Source organism: Streptomyces sp. NPDC060232, from assembly GCF_042726555.1.
GTDB lineage: Bacteria > Actinomycetota > Actinomycetes > Streptomycetales > Streptomycetaceae > Streptomyces.
Genome location: NZ_JBHXAG010000024.1, coordinates 92,813 through 114,615 on the forward strand (window position 1 = coordinate 92,813; position 21,803 = coordinate 114,615).

Genomic DNA, 21,803 nt, shown 5'->3' on the forward strand with positions numbered 1-21,803 from the left:
GGGCAGAATCCGCGCAATCCGCAACTACCTCCTGCGGCAATGTCGCGACATTCCTTCAGGCCGGGCCGGAGGCCGATTCCAGGCCTGCCACGACCTGGTGGGCCAGGGTGTCCAGGTGGGCGGGGGTGACCGCGTCGCGGACGACGACCTGGCGCCAGTAGAGCGGGCCGATCAGCAGGTCCAGGGCGCGGTCGGGGCTGATGTCCGCCGGGAGTTCGCCACGGGCGGCGGCGGCCGCGACGATGCCCTGGGCCATGCGGTGCTGGCCGTCCAGGAGGGCGCCGCGGACCGCGTCCGCGATCTCCGGGTTGCGGGAGGCCTCGACCAGGAGGTCCGGGATCACCGCGGAGGCCACCGGGTGGCGCAGCACGTGTGACATGACCTCCAGCAGGGCGCGTACGTCCCCGTACAGCGAGCCGGTCGCCGGTACCGGCAGGCCGTCCACCGCGAAGGCGCCGACCAGGTCGAGCACCAGGTGCAGCTTGGACTTCCAGCGCCGGTACACCGCGGTCTTGCCGACCCCCGCACGCCGCGCGATGCCCTCGATGGACATCCGGGAGAACCCGACCGCGGCCAGCTCCTCCAGCACCGCGACGCGGATCGCCTCCGTCACGTCCTCGCGCAGGACGGCGGCGCCGGCGGGGGCGCGGCGGGCGGAGGCGGAAGGGGCGGGATCCGTGGTCATGCACAGAGCATAACCGGGGGGCGTAACAACGATACGGTTGCGTTCCATCGGTCGACGCCATAGCCTCGCCGTAGCGACGATACGGACCCGTCCCGACCTACGTCGAAAGCGAAAACCAGTGACCACCGCGACCGCCTCCACGACCGCGCCCGCCGCGCCCGCCACCTCCGCGGAGATCGCGCGGCTGGCCGCCGCCCACGGCCTCACGCTCAGCGGCGCCCGCCCGACGCTCCCCCGCTACATCGCGCAGCTCTGGCAGCGCCGCCACTTCGTCACCGCCTACGCGAACGCCCGCATGCAGGCCACCTACAGCACGGCGAAGCTCGGCCAGGTCTGGCACCTGGTGACCCCGCTGCTCAACGCGGCGGTCTACTACTTCATCTTCGGCATCGTGCTGAAGGCCAGCCACGGCGTGCCCGACTACGTCCCCTTCCTGCTCACCGGCATCTTCGTCTGGGACTTCATCAGCAGCTCCGTCAACGCCGGCACCCGCTCCGTGCACAGCAACCTCGGCCTGGTCCGCGCCCTGCACTTCCCGCGCGCGAGCCTGCCCCTCTCCACCGTCATACAGCTCTTCCAGCAGCTGCTCGTCTCCATGGCCGCCCTGGTGATCCTCCTGCTGGCCTTCGGCCAGCGGCCCGGCCCGGCCTGGCTGCTGGCCGTACCGGCGCTCCTGCTGACGGCCCTCTTCGCCGCCGGCTGCGCCATGGCCATGGCCCGCATCGGCAGCAGGAGCCCCGACGTCATCCAGCTGATGCCGTTCGTCCTGCGTACGTGGATGTACACCTCGGGCGTCATGTGGTCCATCGACCAGGTGCTGAAGACGGACCACCTGCCGCACTGGGTACTGGTCGCCCTGAAGGCCAACCCCCCGGCCGTCTACATCGACCTGATGCGCTTCGCCCTGATCGACAGCTTCCCCGCGCACGCGCTCCCGCACCATGTGTGGCTGCTGGCCGCCGGCTGGGCGCTGCTCGCGGGCGTCGGCGGGTTCATCTACTTCTGGAAGGCAGAGGAGGCGTACGGACGTGGCTGACATCGCGACGACGACCCGTAGGAGTCCTGGCGCAAGGGTGCCCACCGTGATCGCGGACGGGGTCCACGTCATCTACAAGGTCCACGGCGCCGGTGCCCGCAAGGGCGGTGCCACGGCGGCGCTGAGCCGGTTCTTCTCCCGCGGGGCCGCCCCCGGCATGCGCGAGGTGCACGCGGTCAAGGGCGTCTCCTTCACCGCCTACGAGGGCGAGGCCATCGGTCTCATCGGCTCCAACGGCTCGGGCAAATCCACGCTGCTGAAGGCCATCGCCGGCCTCCAGCCGGTGGCCCGCGGCAGGATCTTCTCGCACGGCCAGCCGTCCCTGCTGGGCGTGAACGCCGCCCTGGTGAACGACCTGACGGGCGAACGCAACGTCATCCTCGGCGGCCTTGCGATGGGCATGTCCAGGCAGCAGATCCGCGAGCGATACCAGGGCATCGTCGACTTCTCCGGCATCAACGACAAGGGCGACGACTTCATCTCCCTGCCGATGCGGACGTACTCCTCCGGCATGGGCGCCCGGCTTCGGTTCTCCATCGCCGCCGCCAAGGACCACGACGTCCTGATGATCGACGAGGCGCTGGCCACGGGCGACGCGGCCTTCCAGCGGCGCAGCCAGGCCCGCATCGAGGAACTCCGCGAGCGCGCCGGCACCGTCTTCCTGGTCAGCCACGCCGTCAACACGGTCCGCGAGACCTGCGACCGCGCGATCTGGCTGGACTCGGGCGTCCTGCGCATGGACGGCCCCGCGGAGGAGGTCTGCGCCGCCTACGAGCAGTCCAGCCGCGCCGCCCCATAGGCCCCGCCGACTCCAGCCCCGCCGGCGTCCGAGGCGCTGGGCCCGGGGGCAGCGCCCCCGCGACGGCGCCGCACCCGCGGACCACACGAACGGGGCCGGGCCCGGGACCACAAGGTCCCGGGCCCGGCCCCGTTCGTCACGCCACCGCGATCAGCTGCGCGCGCGCAGCAGGCTGCGCATCGTCCGCATCGCCACCGACAGGTTCGCCAGGTCGAAGTCGTCCGAGCCCCGGATCTCCTCCAGGGTCGTCCGGGCCCGCCCGATGATCGCCGCGTTCTTCTCCTCCCACGCCTTGAAGCGCTCCTCGGGAGTCGAGGCGCCGTCGCCTACCGCCAGCACGTCCGCGGTCAGGGCCGCGTGCGCCGCGAACAGGTCCTCGCGGATCGACGCGCGGGCCATGGACTGCCACCGGTCGGCCCGCGGCAGCTCGATGATCCGGTCCATCAGCTGCGTGATCTCCAGGCGGTCGGCGAGGTCGTAGTACACCTCGGCGACACCCAGCGGGTCCACGCCCGTCCGGTCCGCGATCGCGACGATGTCCAGCGTCGGGAAGGCCGAGGAGAAGCCGGCGACCTTCGCCGCCAGTTCCTCCGGCACGCCCTCGCCGGTCAGCTCGTCCATGACCAGCTGGTACCACTCCAGGTCCGCACCGCGCACCAGCTTCGGCAGCTCCGCCCACACCCCGGCGACCCGCTCCCCGAAGAAGGCGATGGTCTCGGTGATCTGGAGCGGCTGCGGCCGGTTGTTGAGCAGCCAGCGGGTACCGCGCTCGACCAGGCGGCGCGAGTGCAGGCGCACCCGGGTCTGGGCGTCCGCGGCCACCTTGTTGTCGAGCGCCTCCACGGCGTCCCACACCTCGGCGAGGCCGAAGATCTCGCGGGCGGCGAGCTGCGCCCGGACGATCTCCTCCGTGGAGGCCCCGGTCTCCTCGCGCAGGCGGTGCAGGAAGGTCGAACCACCGGTGTTGACGGTGTCGTTGACCAGGATCGTCGTGATGATCTCGCGGCGCAGCGCGTGCGCGTCGATCTGCTCGGCGAACTTGTCCCCCAGGGCCACGGGGAAGTAAGCGAAGAGCAGGCGGCGCAGGTAGGGGTCGTCCGGCAGGCCGGTGGCGATGAGCTCGTCCGCCGTCGTGATCTTCGTGTAGGCGAACAGGACGGCCAGCTCCGGCTGGGTCAGGCCCTTGCCGTTGTTCAGCAGTTCGCGGATCTGCCGGTCGGTGGGCAGGAACTCCAGCTCGCGGTTGAGCAGTCCGGCGCCCTCCAGGCGGCGCATGAAGCGCTGCTGGGCGTGGAGCAGGCTGGGGGCCTGGGCCGAGCCGTTGGCCAGCGCGATGTTCTGCGCGTAGTTGTTGCGCAGCACCAGGCGGCCGACCTCGTCGGTCATCTGGGCAAGCAGCTTGTTGCGCTGCTTGACGGTCATGTCGCCGTCGGCGACGACCGCGTTGAGCAGGATCTTGATGTTCACCTCATGGTCGGAGGTGTCCACACCCGCGCTGTTGTCGATGGCGTCGGTGTTGACCTTGCCGCCCTCGCCGCCGGAGCCGCTGCGGGCGAACTCGATGCGGCCGAGCTGGGTCAGGCCCAGGTTGCCGCCCTCGCCGATGACCCGCGCCCGCACGTCGGAGCCGTTGACACGGATGGCGTCGTTGGCCTTGTCGCCGACGTCGGCGTGCGTCTCGGACGTCGCCTTGACGTAGGTGCCGATGCCGCCGTTCCACACCAGGTCCACGGGGGCCTTGAGGATCGACTGCATCAGCTCGGCCGGGGTCATCTTGGTGACGCCGGCCTCGATGCCGAGGGCCGCGCGCATCTGCGCGGTGACCGGGACGGCCTTGGCGGAACGCGGGTGGATGCCGCCGCCCGCCGAGATCAGCGAGGGGTCGTAGTCCGCCCACGAGGAACGCGGCAGCTCGAACAGGCGCCGGCGCTCGGCGTACGAGGTCGCCGCGTCCGGGGTCGGGTCGATGAAGATGTGCCGGTGGTCGAAGGCGGCCACCAGGCGGATGTGCTCGGAGAGCAGCATGCCGTTGCCGAAGACGTCACCGGACATGTCGCCGACGCCGACGACGGTGAAGTCCTGGGTCTGGGTGTCGTGGCCGAGCTCGCGGAAGTGCCGCTTGACGGACTCCCACGCGCCGCGGGCCGTGATGCCCATGCCCTTGTGGTCGTAGCCGGCCGAGCCGCCCGACGCGAAGGCGTCGCCGAGCCAGAAGCCGTAGGACTCCGCCACGCCGTTGGCGATGTCGGAGAACGTCGCGGTGCCCTTGTCGGCGGCGACGACGAGGTAGGTGTCGTCCTCGTCGTGGCGGACCACGCTGCGGGGCGGCACGACCTCGCCGGCGACCATGTTGTCGGTGATGTCGAGCAGCGCCGAGATGAAGATCTTGTACGAGGCGATGCCCTCGGCGAGCCAGGCGTCGCGGTCCACCGACGGGTCGGGGAGGTTCTTGGCGACGAAGCCGCCCTTGGCGCCGACCGGCACGATGACGGTGTTCTTGACCATCTGCGCCTTGACCAGGCCGAGGATCTCCGTACGGAAGTCCTCGCGGCGGTCGGACCAGCGCAGGCCGCCTCGGGCGACCTTGCCGAAGCGCAGGTGGACGCCCTCGACGCGCGGGGAGTACACCCAGATCTCGTACGCCGGGCGCGGCGCCGGCAGGTCCGGGATGGCCTGCGGGTCGAACTTCATCGACACGTAGGCGTGCTGCTCGCCCTGGGAGTCGAGCTGGAAGAAGTTCGTGCGCAGGGTCGCCTTGATGAGGGTGAGGAAGGCCCGCAGGATGCGGTCCTCGTCGAGCGAGGCGACCTGGTCCAGGGCCCCGTCGAGCTCCTCCAGCATGGCGTCCACGAGCTCGCTGCCGGCGGCCTGGCGGACGGGCGACATCCGGGCCTCGAAGAGCGAGACCAGCAGCCGGGTGGTGTGGACGTTGTTGCGGAGGGTGTCCTCCATGTAGTCCTGGCTGAAGGTGGAGCCGGCCTGGCGCAGGTACTTGGCGTACGCGCGCAGGACGACGGCCTGCCGCCAGGTCAGGCCGGCGCTCAGGACGAGGGTGTTGAAGTTGTCGTTCTCGGCCTGGCCGTTCCAGACGGCCGCGAAGGCGTCCTGGAAGCGCTCGCGGGCGTCGTCGCCGAGGTCGCCCCCGGAGAGCCGCAGACCGAAGTCGTAGATCCACGCGTTCGTGCGGTCGGCGCAGCGCAGCTCGTACGGGCGCTCGTCGGTGACCTCGACGCCGAGGCGCTGGAGCACCGGCAGGACGGCGGACAGGGAGACCTGCTCACCGGCGCGGTAGATCTTGAAGCGGCGTTCGCCGGGGCCGGCGCCGACGGGCTCGTACAGCGACAGCGCGAACTTCTTGTCGCTGCCGCGCAGCTTCTCCAGGTGCACGAGGTCGGCGACGGCGGCGCGCGGCGAGTGGTCGGCCTTGTAGCCCTCGGAGAAGGCGTTGCCGTAGCGGCGCAGCAGCTCCGCGGCGCGCTCCTCGCCGAGTTCGGCGTTGAGGGCCTGGTCGAAGCCGTCGGCCCAGGAGCGTGCGGCCTCGACGAGACGGCTCTCGATGCGCTCGACGTCGCCGTCGGTCAGCACGGGCAGCTCGGTGCCCTGCGGGACGCGGACGACGAAGTGGATGCGGGAGAGGATCGACTCGGTGTTCCAGGCGGTGAAGTCGACGCTGATGCCGCCGAGCTCCTCGCGCAGGATGTCCATCAGGCGCAGCCGCACACCGGTGGTGAAGCGGTCGCGGGGCAGGTAGACCAGCGCGGAGTAGTAGCGCCCGTACTCGTCCTGGCGCAGGTACAGCCGCAGCCGGCGGCGTTCCTGGAGGTAGAGGACCGAGGTGACGATGGACTGGAGCTGGTCGACCGGGGTCTGGAACAGCTCGTCGCGCGGGTAGGTCTCCAGGATCTGCGTCAGGTCGCGGCCGTCGTGGCTGGACGGCGAGAAGCCGGCCCGCTCCAGGACCTCGGCGACCTTGCGGCGGATGACCGGCACGCGGCGCACGGACTCGGTGTACGCGGCCGAGGAGAACAGGCCGAGGAAGCGGCGCTCGCCGATGACGTTGCCGTCGGCGTCGAACTTCTTGACGCCCACGTAGTCGAGGTACGAGGGGCGGTGCACGGTGGAGCGGCTGTTGGCCTTGGTCAGCACCAGCAGGCGGTGCTCGCGGGCCTTGGCGCGGGCGTCGGCCGGCAGCCGGTTGAAGGACGGCGAGACCGGGTGGCCGTCGTCCTTGCCGCTGTGGTGCGGGTCGGAACGCAGGATGCCGAGGCCGGTGCCGGGCACGGCGGACAGGGCGTCGCCGTCGACGAGGTTGTACTCGCGGTAGCCGAGGAAGGTGAAGTGGTCGTCGGCGAGCCAGCGCAGCAGCTCGCGGGCCTCTTCGAGCTCGTACTCGCGCAGGTCCGGGGCGGTGGGCTCGTCGGGCAGGCCGTCGGCGATGCGCAGCGCGGCCTCGCGCATCTTCTCCCAGTCCTCGACGGACTCGCGGACGTCGGACAGGACGCGCTGGAGGTCGACGGTGATCTGCTTGAGGTCGGCGCGGTCGGTCTCGCGGTCGATCTCGACGTGGATCCAGGACTCGACGAGGGAGTCGTGGGGGCGCTCGGTGCGGGGGCCGTGCGCGTCGCAGTCGGGACCGAGGATCTCGATCAGCTTGCCGGTGATGTCACGGCGGACGACGACCTGCGGGTGGATCACGACGTGGATGCCGCGGCCCTGGCGGGACAGCTCGTTCGTCACGGAGTCCACGAGGAAGGGCATGTCGTCGGTGACGACCTCGACGACGGAGTGGCTGGAGGTCCAGCCGTTCTCCTCCACCGTGGGGGTGTGCACGCGTACGTTCGCGGTGCCCTGCGGCCGGTTCTCGGCCAGTCGGTAGTGGGAGAGCGCGGCTCCGAACACGTCGACGGGGTCCCGGTCCGTGAGGTCCTCGGGCGCTGTGTGCAGGTAGTAGCGCTGGAGGTAGGAGAGGACCGCGTCCTGGTCCGGACGCTCTCCCTGCTCGGACCCAGTCGGAAGTAGCCCCCCGGCCGGGCTGTGCTCAGCTACCCGGGCCGCCCGTGCGAGCAGCTCGGCCTTTGCTTCGTCCAGCTTGGTCTGCATGTCCTCTGGCTCCTGTCGCGCGCCATTGCGTGACGTAGGTGAAGGAAGGAATGACATAGCGCCGCGAGGCGGGGTGTCCGTTCCGAATCGACGCTATGCCGTCGTGAGAGCCGACCGGGAGGGAATGAGCCAAGATCGGCTGACGGTCCCGGTGGCGGGGATCAGCGATGGCCGCCCGGGCACTGTCGTGCGCCGGGCGCAGGCCGGAGGCTCCAGTGCCCCCGAGGGATATCGCGCTGATCACGGGTACAAGGCTATCCCGACCTACCCCCAAGTCGTCATTCGCTGCATCTGTACAAATCTTGGGGTAGAACTTTGACACTCTGGCCAGCGACGCGGCAGGCCGTACATGCAGCGGCCCGGGCAGTCGCTATTCGGCCAGTTCGCGAGCTGTCAGAACGGCCTCCGCCAGGCTGTCCACGACGGGCACTCCGGCTGATTCCAGACTGCGGCGGCTGTGCGAACCGCCCGTGTAGAGGACCGCGCGGGCGCCGACGTGGGCGGCGGCGAGTGCGTCGTCCACCGCGTCTCCGATGAGGACCGTACGGTCGGCGGTCACCCCCGTCGTGTGGAGGGCCTGCAGGTGGCGTACGAGATGTCCCGCCTTGGAGGTGTGGGAGGGGCCGGTCCGCCCGTCGACGCGCAGGAAGTGCTCGTCGATGCCGTGGGACCGCACCAGCGGCACGAGTTTGTCGTGGGGCGCGAGGGAGAGCAGGGACTGGGTGAGCCCGTCGAGCTGCCAGTCACGGAGCAGTTGCCGGGCGCCGTCGGCAAGTCCGGAGTCCGCGGCGGCGGCCCAGTAGTGCCGGTGGAAGGCCTCGTCCATGACGAGCCACTCCTCCTCGGTGGGCAGCCGTCCCATGAGGCGCTCGTAGAACTTCGGCACCGGTACGACGTACATCTCGCGGTACGTCTCCAGGGTGATCGGCGCGAGGCCGAGCTCGGCGAAGGAGGCGTTCGTCGCGGTGATCACGGCGTCGATGTCGTGGAGGAGCGTGCCGTTCCAGTCCCACACGATGTGGTGCGTGTGTGTCATTTCAGCAGCCCCGGGATCTCCTGGACGCCGAACCACAGCAGCTCGTGGTCCTCGGCACCGTCGACGGTGAACCGCGCGTCCTCGTCCCCGCCGTCGGCGGCGGGCAGGGCCAGCGCGGCGGCGGCGACGTCCTCGTCGGCGTCGTCGGCGTCCACGTGTACCGCGGCGGCCACGGTGAGCCGGACGGGGGCGGCGAGGCTCACCTGGCCGAGGGCGGCCTCGTCGCCCCCGGGGGCGGCGGTGGCGGCCTTGTCGTCCACGTCGAGGGCGACGACGACGCGTCGGCGGGGCGCGCCGGGGTCGGCGGCGAGCAGCCGCAGCGAGGCGGCGGCGGCCCGGCCCAGGGCCGCGTACTCCAGCTCCTCGATGTCGTCCGAGACGTACCACTCGCGCAGGCCGGGGGTGACGGCGTACGCCCGCAGCGGGGCGGGGCCCAGCTCACCCGCCTTGTGCACCTCGGCGAGCGCGGGGAGGGTCAGGGGGACGTACACACGCATGGCCGGCTGCTTTCGGTAGTCGGAAACGCACCCAGGATACGACTCGGAGGGGCCGGAGGGGGTCCGGCAGGGTGACGGCCGCCGTACCCCATCGGGCTGCCGGGACGCGCCGGCCGCCCGTCCACCCGCTGCCCCGGCGCCCGGCCGGGCCTGCGCTGGGGCGGCGGGGCACGCACTCGGATAGGTGAACCGGGCGGGCGGCGGGGCGGGGTCCGGCGGTGGTTGCGGAGCGTGTTCACCGACCGTAGAAGATCCCCATCAAGTTACCGCCCGGTACCGCTCCGGGCCCGGCCTGTTCGGGGGCAGATCGCGATGGACACCACGACGCGCGGCACGATCGGCAGCAACGGCGGCCGCCGCCGGCCCGCGGGCCGCTCCGGGACCCGCCCCGCCGGGCGGCGCGACCAGCGACGCCCGGTGGGCCCCGCGGGCCCGGTGGCTCCCGCGGGCCCTGGGGGCCCCGGGGGCCCGGCGGGCCCGCACCACTGGTTCGCCGAACGCCTCCTGGCCGTGGTCAGCGGCCTGCGTCCGGTCCACTCGCTCCTGGGCCACACCGTCGGACCCGCCTACCAGCAGCTGGTCACCCTGGCGCCCGCGGACCCGCTGCGCGAGCGGCTGCGCCCGGTCGTCCGCCGCTGCGGCCGCTTCGTCCCCGGCCCGGGGGTCATCGAGGCCTTCGCCCGCATCGCCACCGGCGACCGCGTGACGGCGATGGCCTTCCGCCTGGAACAGGGCCCGGACCTCCGCTGGCGCTGCGCGGCCATCGAAATCCAGGGCCCACTCCCGTAACGCCCACCGCCGCTTGAGGCCCGGGGCGCAGGGCCCGGGCCCCGGGGGCAGCCCCCCACCCATCCAGCCGCTTCGCCCACCCAGCCTCGCCGCACCATCCCAGCCCCGCCCGGGGGCACCTCCCAGCGGTAGCTGGGGGAGATTGACGCGCGGGGTCCGGGGCGGAGCCCCGCCCATCCAGCCTCGCCGGCGTGTGAGGCGCGGGGGCCCGGGGCAGCGCCCCCGCAACGGCGCCGCACCCACGCACGTACGGCCACCCCCGCGGGAGCGAAACGGCCGGGGCCGGACACCCAGCGGTGCCCGGCCCCGGCCGACGAACTGCGCCCCCCGCGGAGGGCAAGGTCACTTCTTGCGGCGCCGCCCGCCCGCGGCCTTCTGCGCCTTGCGGCGCTCGGCCCGCGTCATCCCGTCACCGGCGGCGTCGCTGTCGAAGTCGCCCTCGATCACGCCGCCCTCCCCGTCGACCGTCGGCGCGGAGAAGTGCAGCCGGTCCGGGCGCTGCGGCGCGTCCAGCCCCTTCGCCCGGATCTCCGGACGCGCGGCCGGCACCGGCTCCTTCGTCAGCGACGGCGCGGCGTCCTGCACCGGAAGCTCCTCGACCTGCTGCTCGACCTGGACCTCCAGGTTGAACAGGTAGCCGACGGACTCCTCCTTGATGCCCTCCTGCATGGCGTTGAACATGTCGAAGCCCTCGCGCTGGTACTCGACCAGCGGGTCCTTCTGGGCCATCGCACGCAGGCCGATGCCCTCCTGCAGGTAGTCCATCTCGTACAGGTGCTCACGCCACTTGCGGTCCAGCACCGACAGGACCACGCGCCGCTCCAGCTCGCGCATGATCTCGGAGCCGAGGGCCTTCTCGCGGGCCTCGTACTGCTCGTGGATGTCGTCCTTGACGGACTCCGCGATGAACTCGGCGGTGATGCCGGCGCGGTCGCCCGCGGCCTCCTCCAGCTCCTCGATGGTGACCTTCACCGGGTAGAGCTGCCGGAAGGCGCTCCACAGGCGCTCCAGGTCCCACTCCTCGGCGAAGCCCTCGACCGTCTCGGCCGCGATGTACGCGTCGATCGTGTCGTCCATCATGAAGCGGACCTGCTCCTGGAGGTCCTCGCCCTCCAGGACGCGGCGGCGCTCGCCGTAGATGACCTCGCGCTGGCTGTTGAGGACCTCGTCGTACTTCAGGACGTTCTTGCGCGTCTCGAAGTTCTGGGTCTCGACCTGCGACTGGGCCGACGCGATTGCGCGCGTCACCATCTTGTTCTCGATCGGCACGTCGTCCGGCACGTTCGCCATCGCCATGACGCGCTCGACCATCTGCGCCTTGAACAGGCGCATCAGGTCGTCACCCAGCGACAGGTAGAAGCGGGACTCGCCCGGGTCGCCCTGTCGGCCGGAACGGCCTCGCAGCTGGTTGTCGATGCGGCGCGACTCGTGGCGCTCGGTGCCCAGCACGTACAGCCCGCCGAGCGCCTTGACCTCCTCGAACTCCGCCTTCACGGCCGCCTCGGCCCGGGTGAGCGCCTCGGGCAGGGCGTGCGCCCACTCCTCGATGTGCTCCTCGGGGTCCAGGCCGCGCTGGCGCAGCTCGGCCTCGGCGAGGTCGTCCGGGTTGCCTCCGAGCTTGATGTCGGTACCGCGGCCGGCCATGTTGGTGGCGACGGTGACGGCCCCGCGGCGGCCGGCCTGGGCGACGATCGTCGCCTCACGGTCGTGCTGCTTCGCGTTGAGCACCTCGTGCGGGATGCCGCGCTTGGAGAGCTGCTGGGAGAGGTACTCGGACTTCTCGACCGATGTCGTACCGACGAGGATCGGCTGGCCCGTCTCGTGCTTCTCCGCGATGTCGTCGACGACCGCGGCGAACTTCGCGACCTCGGTCCGGTAGATCAGGTCGGGCTGGTCCTTGCGGACCATGTCGCGGTTGGTCGGGATCGGGACCACGCCGAGCTTGTAGATCTGGTGGAACTCGGCGGCCTCGGTCATGGCCGTACCGGTCATGCCCGACAGCTTCGAGTACAGGCGGAAGAAGTTCTGCAGGGTGATCGTGGCGAGGGTCTGGTTCTCGTCCTTGATGTCCACCCCTTCCTTCGCCTCGATCGCCTGGTGCATGCCCTCGTTGTAGCGGCGGCCGGCGAGGATACGGCCGGTGTGCTCGTCGACGATCATGACTTCGCCGTCGATGACGACGTAGTCCTTGTCCTTCTTGAACAGTTCCTTCGCCTTGATGGCGTTGTTCAGGTAGCCGACGAGCGGGGTGTTCACCGACTCGTAGAGGTTCTCGATGCCGAGCCAGTCCTCGACCTTGGCGACACCGGCCTCGTGGATGCCGACGGTGCGCTTCTTCTCGTCGACCTCGTAGTCGCCGGTCTCCTCGATGCCCTTGAGCGGCTGGCCGGCCTCGCCCTTGGTCAGGCGGGTGACGAGTTTGGCGAAGTCCGCGTACCACTTCGTGGCCTGGTCCGCAGGGCCGGAGATGATCAGCGGGGTGCGGGCCTCGTCGACGAGGATGGAGTCGACCTCGTCGACCACGGCGAAGTTGTGGCCGCGCTGGACGAGCTCGTCCCGGGACCACGCCATGTTGTCGCGCAGGTAGTCGAAGCCGAACTCGTTGTTCGTGCCGTAGGTGATGTCGCAGTTGTACTGCTCGCGCCGCTGCGCCGGCGACATGTTCGCCAGGATGCAGCCGATGCTCAGGCCCAGGAACTTGTGGACGCGGCCCATCAGCTCGGAGTCGCGCTCGGCCAGGTAGTCGTTCACCGTGATCAGGTGGACGCCCTTGCCGGACAGCGCGTTCAGGTAGGCGGGCAGGGTGCCGACGAGGGTCTTGCCCTCACCGGTCTTCATCTCGGCGACGTAGCCGAGGTGCAGCGCCGCGCCACCCATGATCTGTACGTCGTAGTGGCGCTGGCCCAGGACGCGCTTGGCCGCCTCGCGCACGGTCGCGAACGCCTCGGGCAGCAGGTCGTCCAGGCTCTCACCGTCCTGGTAGCGCTGCTTGTACTCGTCCGTGAGCGCCCGCAACTCGGCGTCGGAGAGGTTGACGAAGTCCTCTTCGATGGAGTTGACCTGGTCCGCGATGCGGTGCAGTTTGCGCAGGATCTTGCCTTCGCCTGCACGCATGAGCTTGTTGAAGACGGACACCGAGGTTTGTCTCCTTGCCGGTCGGGCCTGGGCACTGTACGTACACGGGCACGGCAGGTGGGCCCCACCGCAACGGCCATCGTAAGCGAGGACGCGGCCGCGTCGGGAGGTCCGCCGTTCCCAGAGGGCACGGGTGCCCTTGTTGAGAACGTACGGGGGACACCGAAGGTGCCGCATCGCCCGGGCGGATTCCCGAAAAGTGTTCGCTCCGGCCGCCGCGGCGGCAGCAGAATCCGCGCATGGAGCCCACCACACTCACCACCGAGCGCCTCGTGCTCAGGCCGTTCGCGCCCGAGGACGCCGCCGAGGTGTACGCCGCCTGCCAGGACCCCGAGATCCAGCGCTGGAACGAGGTCCCCTCCCCCTACGGGCGCGCGCACGCCGACACCTGGGTCAACGAGACCGTGCCGACAGGCTGGCGCGAGGACACCGGGTACAGCTTCGCGGTCCGGCTCAGGGCGCAGGGCCCGCTGGTGGCGGCCCTGGGCGTGCACCCGCGCGGCGAGTCCGTGTTCGAGATCGGCTTCTGGGCGGTGCGGGAGCACCGGGGCCGGGGCCACGTGACCGAGGCGGTCGGCGCCGCCGCCCGCTGGGCCTTCGCCGAGCTGGGCGCAGGCCGCCTGGAGTGGCGGGCCGACGTCGCCAACACGGCCTCCCGGGCCGTCGCCGACAAGGCCGGCTTCCGGATCGAGGGGACCCTGCGCGCCGGGATCTCCCACCGCGGCACCCTGCGCGACTGCCGGGTCGGGGCCCTGCTCCCCTCGGACCTCGGCCTGCCCTCGCACCTGCCGTACCTGCCGGCGCCCACCCCCTGAGCCCGCGGCGGGGCCCGTTGTCAGTGGCCGCGCCTAAGCTCGGCGCATGACCAGCCTGCCGCCGCCGACCGTGTCCCTGTCCGCCGACGAAGCCCGCCGGATCGCCCTGCGCGCGCAGGGCTTCCTCGGCGCCCCCGACCGGCGCGGCGGGGTCCGCGGGGTCCTGCGCCACCTGGGCGCCGTCCAGCTCGACACCATCTCGGTGCTGGCCCGCTCGCACGAGCTGATCCCGTACGCCCGGCTCGGCGCGGTCGGCCGGGACACCGTGGAGAAGGCCTACTGGACCGAGCGGCACGCCTTCGAGTACTGGTCGCACGCGGCCTGCATCCTGCCCATCGAGGAATGGCCGCATTTCGCCTTCCGCCGCCGGGCCAACCGGGCACGCGGCCACCGCTGGCACATCCTCCAGGACAAGCAGCATTCGACGCGGGCGGTCCTGGACCGGCTGAGGGCGGACGGCCCGCTGACCTCCACCGAGCTGGGCGGCGCCAAGAACGGCGGCGAGTGGTTCGAATGGTCCGAGACCAAGATCGCGGTGGAGTGGCTCCTCGACACCGGCGAGGTGGTGTGCAGCGAGCGCCGCAGCTGGAAGCGGGTCTACGACCTCCCCGAGCGGGCCGTGCCCGACGCGCTGCTCCACGACGACCTGGACGACCGCGAGTGCCTGCGCCGCCTGGTGGCCCTGGCCGGCCGGTCCCTCGGCGTCGGCACCCGCGCCGACATCGCGGACTACCACCGGCTCAAGGGGGAGCAGTTCGACGCGGTGGTCGCGGACTCCGGTCTGGTCCCGGTGGAGGTGGAGGGCTGGGCCAAGCCCGCCTGGGCCGACCCGGCGGCCCTCGCGACGGCCCCCCGGGGCCGCCACCGCACGACGCTGCTGTCCCCGTTCGACTCCCTGGTCTGGGACCGTCCGCGCACGGAGCGGATCTTCGGCTTCACGCACCGCCTGGAGGCGTACGTCCCCAAGCCCAAGCGGATACACGGGTACTTCGCGATGCCGCTGCTGGCGGGCGGCCGGCTCCAGGGCCGCGTCGACCCGGCCCGCGAGGGCCGCACGCTGGTCGTCCGGCAGCTCTCGCTGACCTCTCCCGCGGCCGCGCCGGCGATGGCTCGGGCCCTGCGGGAGGCGGCGGAGTGGGTCGGCTGCGACGCGGTCCGTGTGGAGCGCGCGCAGAGCCCCGCCGAGGCCGCGGCAGTGACGGCCGAGCTGACCGCACTGGGCACCTGACCGCGCTGGGCACCTGACCGGGCCGCCCCCGCAGGGGTGCGGTCAGCGGATCTCCAGGATCTTCTCCCGCATCGCGTAGACCACGGCCTCCATCCTGGAGTGCAGCTGGAGCTTCTCCAGGATGTTGCGGACGTGGTTCTTCACGGTGTTCTCGGAGATGAACAACTCCTTGGCGATGTCACGGTTGTTCATGCCGGTGGCCACCAGCTTGAGGACCTCCAGCTCCCGGTCCGTCAGCCTCGGCGCCGGCACCAGCCGCCGCTCGTCGGTCCGCTGGATCATCGACTTGAACTCGGTGAGGAGCTTCGACGCCATCGACGGGCTGATCTGCGACTGGCCGTCGGCCACCGCCCGGATCGCCGTGGCCACCTCGTCCGTGGAGATCTCCTTCAGGAGGTAGCCGGTCGCGCCCGCCTTGATCGCGTCGTAGAGGTCCGCCTCCTCGTCGCTGATCGTCAGCATGATGATCTTCGCGGAGGGGGCCACCTCCTTGATCGAGGTGCACGCCTCGATGCCGCCGCGCCGGGGCATCCGCACGTCCATGAGCACGATGTCCGGCAGCAGGTCGGCCGCCTTGTCCACCGCCTCCGCGCCGTCCCCGGCCTCACCGACGACCTGGATGTCCTCCTCCTGCGCGAGGACGATCTCCAGTCCCCGGCGGAAGAGCGCGTGGTCGTCGACGACCAGCACCCGGATGGGTTCCCCGGCCGGCGGGCCGGCGGTCTCTCCCGAGGGGTCCGCCCCGCGGCAGGCCGCACCGTCGTCCGCGCGTACCGGACCGAAGCTGTCCGCCATCACGTCCCTCCCCCTGCATGTGCTGAGTTGCCGGGCCAACCGGACACGTTCCGCAGCCGGTTGACTGCCCGCCATGATTCCATGCCCGCACCATGGCGCGGGGGATGCCGGCGGACCTCCTGGCGCATACCCGTCATGCAGGTGCCCCCGCGGAGGCGCCGGAGCGTCCCGCGGGGGCAGCGAACGGTCTGCTCAGCCGCCGAGCGCGCCACCCGCGCCGCCCCGCGGCTCCTCCGAGCTGGAGGCCCCGTCGGGGTTCACGTGGATGACGCCGTAGTCATAGGCGTGACGCCGGTAGACGACACTGGGCAGCTTCGTCTCGGAATCGACGAACAGATAGAAGTCGTGGCCGACCAGCTCCATCTCGTACAGAGCCTGGTCGAGCGACATGGGCGCGGCAGAGTGGGTCTTCTCGCGGACGATGAGCGGGCCTTCGCCCTGCACTTCGATGGATCCGATCCGGGTGATCGGAACTCCGTCCGTCTTCTCCTCGGTGACCGGCTGGCCACTGCCGTTGAGCGACGCGACGCCCGGCACCACGTCGGCGACCTCCGCCGCCGGGATGCGGCCGCTGCCACGGCGGGTGTAGCGCTTGTCGTGCTGCTTGCGCAGCCGGGCCTCCAGCTTGTCCTGAGCCAGGTCCAGCGCCGCATACGGGTCGGCGGCGGCCGCCTCGGCCCGGATCACAGGGCCCCGCGAACGCAGGGTGATCTCCACGCGGTCGGAACGGTCGGCCTGGCGCGGGTTGTGCTCCTTGGACACCTCGACGTCCAAGCTGATCACCTTGGCGTCGAGCTTCTGGATCCGCTCCGGATTCAGCTTCTCGGCCACGTGCTTGCGGAACCGCTCGGGCACCTCGGTCTTGCGGCCCTTGACGACGATGTCCACGCAGAACTCCGTTCCCGGATAGCTCCGCCCGACGGGGCGAAGCGTCTCCCTTTCGCACCAGACTCCGGTGAAGGCCGGAGCCTCGGACTTGGCGACTTTCACCTCCTCCTCCCCCATCGGCAAGATCTACACCCCACCGACTTCGGAGTCGAGAGAACAGCCTCCTGAGTTCCTTACAACCGAACATATCCCTCTATGGCGGTTGTCGGCACCCGCTACTGGCCTGTACTTCCAGTCCAGTGGCCGTTCCCTCGTACTACCTGCAACGATGGGCCTTCCCCTCCAGTTCCAAATCTATTCACGGGATTTTCCCGCCGGAGACTTTGCGGCTCACCGCCACCGCTCGCGCGGAGCCCGCGTGAAGGAGTCCGCCGGCGCGGCCACCACCGCCGCCCGCAGCACGCCGCCCGCTCCCACCCCGGCGCCTTCCCCGGATCCGCCGCCGCATCCCGCCGCCAGGCCCGCCGCGCGCACCGCCCGGGCCGCCTCGGCCAGTGTCGCCCCGGTGGTGACCACGTCGTCCACGAGTACGATCCGGGCCCCCCGCGTCAGCCGCGTCCCGTCCCGGCGCACCGCCAGCGCCCCCGCGAGGTTCTCCCGGCGCTGCCGGGCCCCCAGGCCCGCCTGGTCCGCCACCGCCCGCCGCAGCCCCAGTACGGGCGCCACGCGCGCGGGGACACCGGCCCGCCGCAGCCGTCCCGCCGCGGCCAGGGCGATCCGGCGCGCCGGATCGTGCCCGCGCGCCCGCACCTGCCGGCGCGCGGACGGGACCGGCACCAGTGCCACCTCGCCCTGCCCGGGCCCCGCCCCGCCGGCCAGGACGGCCGCCGCGAGCGCCGCGCCCAGCACCCCCGCCAGCGGGAGCGCCCCGCGCTCCTTGTGGGCCAGCAGGACGTCCCGTACGGCTCCCTCGTAGGCGGCGGCCGCCTGCACCACCGGCAGCCCCTCGGGGCGCGGGGACGGGCTCACCGGCCCCGCCGCGGCCCCGCTGAGCGCACCCCTGCAGTCGGCGCACACCAGCACGCGGACGGCACCGCACCCGGCGCAGTCGACCGGCAGAACCAGCCCGGCGAGCTCCTGCCACCACCCCCGCATGGCTCCCACACTGGCGGCCCGGCCCCCGGACCGCCACCCCTGTGGACAACGCCCGGCGGCGGCTCGGGCCGCGCCCCGGCCGAGCCTCGGCCGGCTGCCCTCGCCACGCCTCAGCCCTCGGCCCTCAGCCCGGGTAGACCGGAGACCCGCCCGCGGCCACCGTCCGCCACTGCGCACCCGGCGGCAGCCAGACGATCCCGTCCTCCGAGTACGCCAGCACCGGCTTCGGCTTCGACTCGTCCTCCGCGGCCGCGGCCGCGACCTCGGACAGCCCCGTGGCCCCCGGCAGGCTCGCCGCGACCATCGAGCCGTCCGCCAGCATGTAGCGGGCCTGCTGCACCCCGCCCGTCTCCCGGCCCACCACCAGCAGCCGGCCCCGCGGCGCCCAGCTCATCGTCGTCACATCCGCCATCTGCGGGGCCGCGGGACGCAGCTCGCGCACCGACACCGCGGAGACGTCGCCCTTCGCGTCGGGCCGCTCGATCCGCCCGATGTAGAGCTTCTTGCCGGTGGCGCCCTCCTCCAGCAGCAGCGCGATCCGCGCCCCGTCGGCGGACGCCTTCAGCGAGGCGATCCGCCGGCCGTCGAGCCCCGCCACCTGCACCCTCTCGGGCGTTCCGGTCCCGCCCGGCACCCGCCACAGCCCCGGCTGCTGCGGATCCCGGTCCGCGACCCACAGGTCGCCCGACGCGTCCCAGCTCGGCGCCGTCAGCGTCTCCGCCTTGCCGCCCCTGCCGATCGGCACCTGCGCCGGCATCGGCCCGCCCCCGGACATCGACACCACGTACAGCCCGTGCCCGTCCTCGGAGACCACGGCCGCGCGCTGCTCGTCGTGCGAGACCGCGGCGGAGCGGACCCTGAACGCGGGAAGGGCCGCCAGCGGCCCCGGCACCGGTTCGGTGTGGGTCTGCTGGTCCTCGCTGCCCACGTCGAGCTTCATGCGAACCAGCCGCTTGCCGCTGTCGACGAAGTACTGGAAGTCGGGGAGCTTGGGCCGCTTGGCGATCGCGTCCGCGCTCACCGACGTCACCGTGCACAGCGACGACGTCTTGTCGTCGGAGGAGCGCAGCAGTTCGACCTGGTCGAGCCGCGAGCCCGTCAGGTCCTTGACGGTGTAGAGGAGTTGGGTGGCCATCTTCTTGCACTGCGGCTGCGCGATGTTGCCCACTTTGTCGTTGAGCGGCACGCGCAGCGTGTTCTGGCCGTCGTACGAGAGGGACTTGGTGCCCGTGCGCAGTTCCGTACCGGTGGGGAAGCTGGACTCCACGACCGGCGCGAGCCACCGGGACGGCCCCGCGAGCAGCGACTGCACGGTCTGCGTGGTCGGGTCCATCCGCGAGTCGGGGTCGCTGCGCTGGCGCACGTAGACCGGGTCGGCGACGAGCGTGCCGCCCGCGAAGTAGTACTTGTTCACCGGCATGTAGATGCGCTGGAAGTCCGACTCGCTGAGCACGAGACCGCTCGGCGGGGTCGAGATGCGCCACTGCTTGTCCTCGTCCTGGACGAGCTGCAGCTGCTCCTCGTAGTCCCTGACCCCGGTCTGCGGCTGATACGCGCTGTGCTCGTCGACGGTCGCGAGCTTCTTGCCGGTCACCTTCCAGCGTGGCCCCTCGGGATCCTTCTCGCCGCGTACCGCGACCCGGCTGAGGCCGGAGGAGAGCACGGTGACGGCGGAGCCGGGCTTCCAGGACTTCGCGGCGGCAGGCGTGAGGTACTTCCGGGCGGTCTCCAGCTGCGGGTCGTCGCTGGTCATCGCCTCCAGGAAGCCGTCGACGATCTCCGCCGGAGTGGCCTTGTCCGCGGGCGGCACGCCGAACACCCGCACCTGTGAGTCCACGCCCTGCGAGGCCTGCACCGCGCGGATCTCGCCGCTGTCGGGCATCGAGGCGCAGCCGGCCAGGACCAGCCCGGCTGCTGGGAAGGCGTACGCCCGCAGGGTGCGCAGGCGCCGTCCCCTCACCCGTGCGCTCCCCCACCGCGCGTCCACGGGCTCACCGTCCATCGGCTCGATCCTCCTGTTGTGACTGCTCGGCCGGGCGGGCCACGACCCGGGCCCCGTTCCCCGGCAGGGCCGTCGGGTCGGCGGGCACCGACATCGCGCCCGCGACCGGCGGCCGCGGCGGTATCGGCGAGCGGTCTCCGGCATCGGCCGTCTGCCGCTCCGCCGCACTGTCCGAGGCCGCTGCCGCGGCGTCCGCCGCGGCCCGGGCCCGGTTCGCCCGGGAGTCCTCGGGCTCCAGCGGGATGGGCGAGCCCCGCAGCGGCTCGTCCGCCGTGCGCGGCAGCGTCAGCCGGAACTGCGAGCCGCCGCCCGGCTCGCCCCACGCCTGGAGCCAGCCGCCGTGCAGCCGGGCGTCCTCGACGGCGATGGACAGGCCCAGGCCCGTCCCGCCGGTCGTACGCGCCCGCGCCGGGTCGGCCCGCCAGAAGCGGTTGAAGACGCGGGTCGCCTCGCCGGGCTTGAGGCCGACGCCGTAGTCGCGTACGGCGACGGCGACGGCTCCGCCCGCGGACGCGAGCCGCACCACCACGTCACGGCCCTCGCCGTGCTCCACGGCGTTGACGACGAGGTTGCGCAGCACCCGCTCGACGCGCCGCGAGTCGGCCTCGGCGATCACCGGCTGGGAGTCGCCGAGGACCCGGATCCGGGTGCCCTTGTGCTCGGCGAGCGGCTCCGCCCCGTCGATGACGCGGCGCACCACCTCGCGCAGGTCGATCGGCTCGGCCTCCAGGGCCGCCGCCCCGGCGTCGAAGCGGCTGATCTCCAGCAGGTCGGCGAGGAGCGACTCGAAGCGGTCGAGCTGGCCGGCGAGCAGCTCCGCGGAGCGCGCGGTCACCGGATCGAAGTCGACGCGGGCGTCGTGGATGACGTCGGCGGCCATCCGTACCGTCGTCAGCGGGGTCCGCAGCTCGTGGCTGACGTCCGAGACGAACCGGCGCTGCATCCGGGACAGCTCCTCCAGCTGCTGGATCTTGTTCTGGAGGTTCTGCGCCATCTTGTTGAAGGCCTCGCCCAGGCGGGCGATGTCGTCCTCGCCGGTGACCTTCATCCGCTCCTGGAGCCGGCCCGCCGACAGCCGCTCGGCGATCCCGGCGGCCATCCGTACGGGGCTCACCACCTGGCGCACGACGAGCCAGGCGATACCGCTCAGCAGGACGACGACGAACAGCCCGGCGGTGGCGATGGTGGACTTGACCAGGTTGAGGGACTCCTCCTCCTGGCTCAGCGGGAAGAGGTAGTACAGGTCGTACGGATCCCCGTTGATGTCCGTCAGCCGCTTGCCCACGACCAGCGCCGGCTCGGGCTCCTTCTGGTCGGCCCCGCTGGTGTAGCGGATCTCGGAGAAGGTCTTGAAGGTGCCGGTGGCGTGGTTGACCGCCCGGCGCAGGTTGATTGGCACACTGGCGGTCGGATCCACGTTCCCGGAGGCACGGGCGCCCCGGACGCCCTGCGCGCCCGGCTGCGGCTCCTCCCCGGTGCCGGCCCCGAGCGCGACCACCTCGAAAGCGGTCTGCCCGCCACTGGCCAGCTGCTTGACCAGGGAGTTCATCCACGTACTGGCGTCACGGCCGACCTTGTTGTCGGTCGCGTCGGGCCCGTCCACGGTCGCGGGCGTGTTGGCCTTCTCCTGCGCCACCGCGAACCCGCCCGCGGCCTGGCTCTGCGCGGCCTCCTCCTTGGCGTCGAGGAGGCCCTTGCTGACCTGCGCGATGACGACGAAGCCCAGAGCCAGGACCACGGAGAGCGAGATCAGCAGGGTGGCGGCGACCACCCGGAGCTGGATGTTGCGCCGCCACAGCCGGACAGCCGGAAGCAGCGGCCGACGTACGAGACGCACGAACAGCCGCAGCATGCGGCCCGCCGGCGCCCCGTCCCGGAGCAGCCTGCCGGTCCACAGGCGGGA

At 71.8% G+C, this 21,803-nt stretch carries 15 protein-coding genes; 5 read left to right on the forward strand and 10 right to left on the reverse strand.

Annotated elements, in window-relative coordinates; all coding sequences use genetic code 11:
* Nucleotides 1-55: 55 nt before the first annotated feature.
* Nucleotides 56-685, reverse strand: a complete 630-nt coding sequence (locus ACFWFZ_RS28680; RefSeq protein WP_387125870.1) for a TetR/AcrR family transcriptional regulator — start codon at nt 683-685, stop codon at nt 56-58.
* Between the two features lie 118 nt (nt 686-803).
* On the opposite strand from ACFWFZ_RS28680, the gene ACFWFZ_RS28685 reads away from it, so the two are divergent.
* Both ACFWFZ_RS28685 and ACFWFZ_RS28690 read left to right on the forward strand, forming a co-directional pair.
* Nucleotides 804-1,721, forward strand: coding sequence for an ABC transporter permease (locus ACFWFZ_RS28685; protein ID WP_387125871.1), 918 nt, complete (start codon nt 804-806; stop codon nt 1,719-1,721).
* Entirely contained in the window at nt 1,714-2,520 is an 807-nt protein-coding gene (locus tag ACFWFZ_RS28690; protein WP_387125872.1) for an ABC transporter ATP-binding protein, read from the forward strand. The genes ACFWFZ_RS28685 and ACFWFZ_RS28690 overlap by 8 nt, the downstream gene beginning before the upstream one ends.
* A gap of 150 nt (nt 2,521-2,670) precedes the next feature.
* Here the strand turns inward: ACFWFZ_RS28690 and ACFWFZ_RS28695 are convergent, their stop codons facing one another.
* The 3 genes from ACFWFZ_RS28695 to ACFWFZ_RS28705 all read right to left on the reverse strand — a co-directional run bounded on the left by ACFWFZ_RS28695 (nt 2,671) and on the right by ACFWFZ_RS28705 (nt 9,153).
* Entirely contained in the window at nt 2,671-7,620 is a 4,950-nt protein-coding gene (locus ACFWFZ_RS28695; RefSeq protein WP_387125873.1) for an NAD-glutamate dehydrogenase, read from the reverse strand.
* Nucleotides 7,621-7,990: 370 nt separating this feature from the next.
* A complete protein-coding gene (locus ACFWFZ_RS28700; RefSeq protein ID WP_387125874.1) occupies nt 7,991-8,656 on the reverse strand; it encodes an HAD family hydrolase in 666 nt (221 codons plus the stop codon).
* Nucleotides 8,653-9,153 (reverse strand): DUF6912 family protein, encoded by a 501-nt coding sequence (locus tag ACFWFZ_RS28705; protein WP_387125875.1) that lies wholly within the window; start codon nt 9,151-9,153, stop codon nt 8,653-8,655. The genes ACFWFZ_RS28700 and ACFWFZ_RS28705 overlap by 4 nt, the downstream gene beginning before the upstream one ends.
* Nucleotides 9,154-9,465: 312 nt before the next feature.
* Here ACFWFZ_RS28705 and ACFWFZ_RS28710 point away from each other — a divergent pair, with 312 nt between their 5' ends.
* Nucleotides 9,466-9,942 carry an Rv3235 family protein gene (locus ACFWFZ_RS28710; RefSeq protein WP_387125876.1) on the forward strand — a complete coding sequence of 159 codons (477 nt, stop codon included), beginning with the start codon at nt 9,466-9,468 and terminating at the stop codon, nt 9,940-9,942.
* A gap of 342 nt (nt 9,943-10,284) precedes the next feature.
* Here the strand turns inward: ACFWFZ_RS28710 and secA are convergent, their stop codons facing one another.
* Nucleotides 10,285-13,077 carry a preprotein translocase subunit SecA gene (gene secA, locus ACFWFZ_RS28715; RefSeq protein ID WP_387125877.1) on the reverse strand — a complete coding sequence of 931 codons (2,793 nt, stop codon included), beginning with the start codon at nt 13,075-13,077 and terminating at the stop codon, nt 10,285-10,287.
* Nucleotides 13,078-13,316: 239 nt separating this feature from the next.
* Here secA and ACFWFZ_RS28720 point away from each other — a divergent pair, with 239 nt between their 5' ends.
* Nucleotides 13,317-13,892 (forward strand): GNAT family N-acetyltransferase, encoded by a 576-nt coding sequence (locus ACFWFZ_RS28720; protein WP_387125878.1) that lies wholly within the window; start codon nt 13,317-13,319, stop codon nt 13,890-13,892.
* Nucleotides 13,893-13,938: 46 nt separating this feature from the next.
* Complete coding sequence (locus ACFWFZ_RS28725; RefSeq protein WP_387125879.1) at nt 13,939-15,120, forward strand: winged helix-turn-helix domain-containing protein; 1,182 nt, start codon at nt 13,939-13,941, stop codon at nt 15,118-15,120.
* Nucleotides 15,121-15,162: 42 nt separating this feature from the next.
* Here the strand turns inward: ACFWFZ_RS28725 and ACFWFZ_RS28730 are convergent, their stop codons facing one another.
* From ACFWFZ_RS28730 to mtrB, 5 genes are all read right to left on the reverse strand, one after another.
* Nucleotides 15,163-15,915 carry a response regulator transcription factor gene (locus ACFWFZ_RS28730; RefSeq protein ID WP_030825446.1) on the reverse strand — a complete coding sequence of 251 codons (753 nt, stop codon included), beginning with the start codon at nt 15,913-15,915 and terminating at the stop codon, nt 15,163-15,165.
* Between the two features lie 192 nt (nt 15,916-16,107).
* A complete protein-coding gene (hpf, locus tag ACFWFZ_RS28735) occupies nt 16,108-16,803 on the reverse strand; it encodes a ribosome hibernation-promoting factor, HPF/YfiA family (RefSeq protein ID WP_384455544.1) in 696 nt (231 codons plus the stop codon).
* 330 nt (nt 16,804-17,133) lie between these two features.
* On the reverse strand, nt 17,134-17,898 hold the full coding sequence (locus tag ACFWFZ_RS28740) for a ComF family protein (protein ID WP_387125880.1): 765 nt from the start codon (nt 17,896-17,898) through the stop codon (nt 17,134-17,136).
* 124 nt (nt 17,899-18,022) lie between these two features.
* On the reverse strand, nt 18,023-19,900 hold the full coding sequence (locus ACFWFZ_RS28745; protein WP_387125881.1) for an LpqB family beta-propeller domain-containing protein: 1,878 nt from the start codon (nt 19,898-19,900) through the stop codon (nt 18,023-18,025).
* Nucleotides 19,890-21,752: an MtrAB system histidine kinase MtrB gene (mtrB, locus tag ACFWFZ_RS28750; RefSeq protein ID WP_387125895.1), complete on the reverse strand. Its 1,863-nt coding sequence runs from the start codon at nt 21,750-21,752 to the stop codon at nt 19,890-19,892. Before mtrB ends, ACFWFZ_RS28745 begins: the two co-directional genes overlap by 11 nt.
* Nucleotides 21,753-21,803: the final 51 nt, after the last annotated feature.

Coding starts and splice junctions, on each gene's coding strand:
- ACFWFZ_RS28680 (WP_387125870.1), bottom strand. CDS start 685: ATGACCACGGATCCCGCCCCTTCCGCCTCCGCCCGCCGCGCCCCCGCC.
- mtrB (WP_387125895.1), bottom strand. CDS start 21,752: ATGCTGCGGCTGTTCGTGCGTCTCGTACGTCGGCCGCTGCTTCCGGCT.
- ACFWFZ_RS28710 (WP_387125876.1), top strand. CDS start 9,466: ATGGACACCACGACGCGCGGCACGATCGGCAGCAACGGCGGCCGCCGC.
- ACFWFZ_RS28695 (WP_387125873.1), bottom strand. CDS start 7,620: ATGCAGACCAAGCTGGACGAAGCAAAGGCCGAGCTGCTCGCACGGGCG.
- ACFWFZ_RS28705 (WP_387125875.1), bottom strand. CDS start 9,153: ATGCGTGTGTACGTCCCCCTGACCCTCCCCGCGCTCGCCGAGGTGCAC.
- ACFWFZ_RS28720 (WP_387125878.1), top strand. CDS start 13,317: ATGGAGCCCACCACACTCACCACCGAGCGCCTCGTGCTCAGGCCGTTC.
- ACFWFZ_RS28730 (WP_030825446.1), bottom strand. CDS start 15,915: ATGGCGGACAGCTTCGGTCCGGTACGCGCGGACGACGGTGCGGCCTGC.
- ACFWFZ_RS28745 (WP_387125881.1), bottom strand. CDS start 19,900: ATGGACGGTGAGCCCGTGGACGCGCGGTGGGGGAGCGCACGGGTGAGG.
- ACFWFZ_RS28725 (WP_387125879.1), top strand. CDS start 13,939: ATGACCAGCCTGCCGCCGCCGACCGTGTCCCTGTCCGCCGACGAAGCC.
- ACFWFZ_RS28700 (WP_387125874.1), bottom strand. CDS start 8,656: ATGACACACACGCACCACATCGTGTGGGACTGGAACGGCACGCTCCTC.
- ACFWFZ_RS28740 (WP_387125880.1), bottom strand. CDS start 17,898: ATGCGGGGGTGGTGGCAGGAGCTCGCCGGGCTGGTTCTGCCGGTCGAC.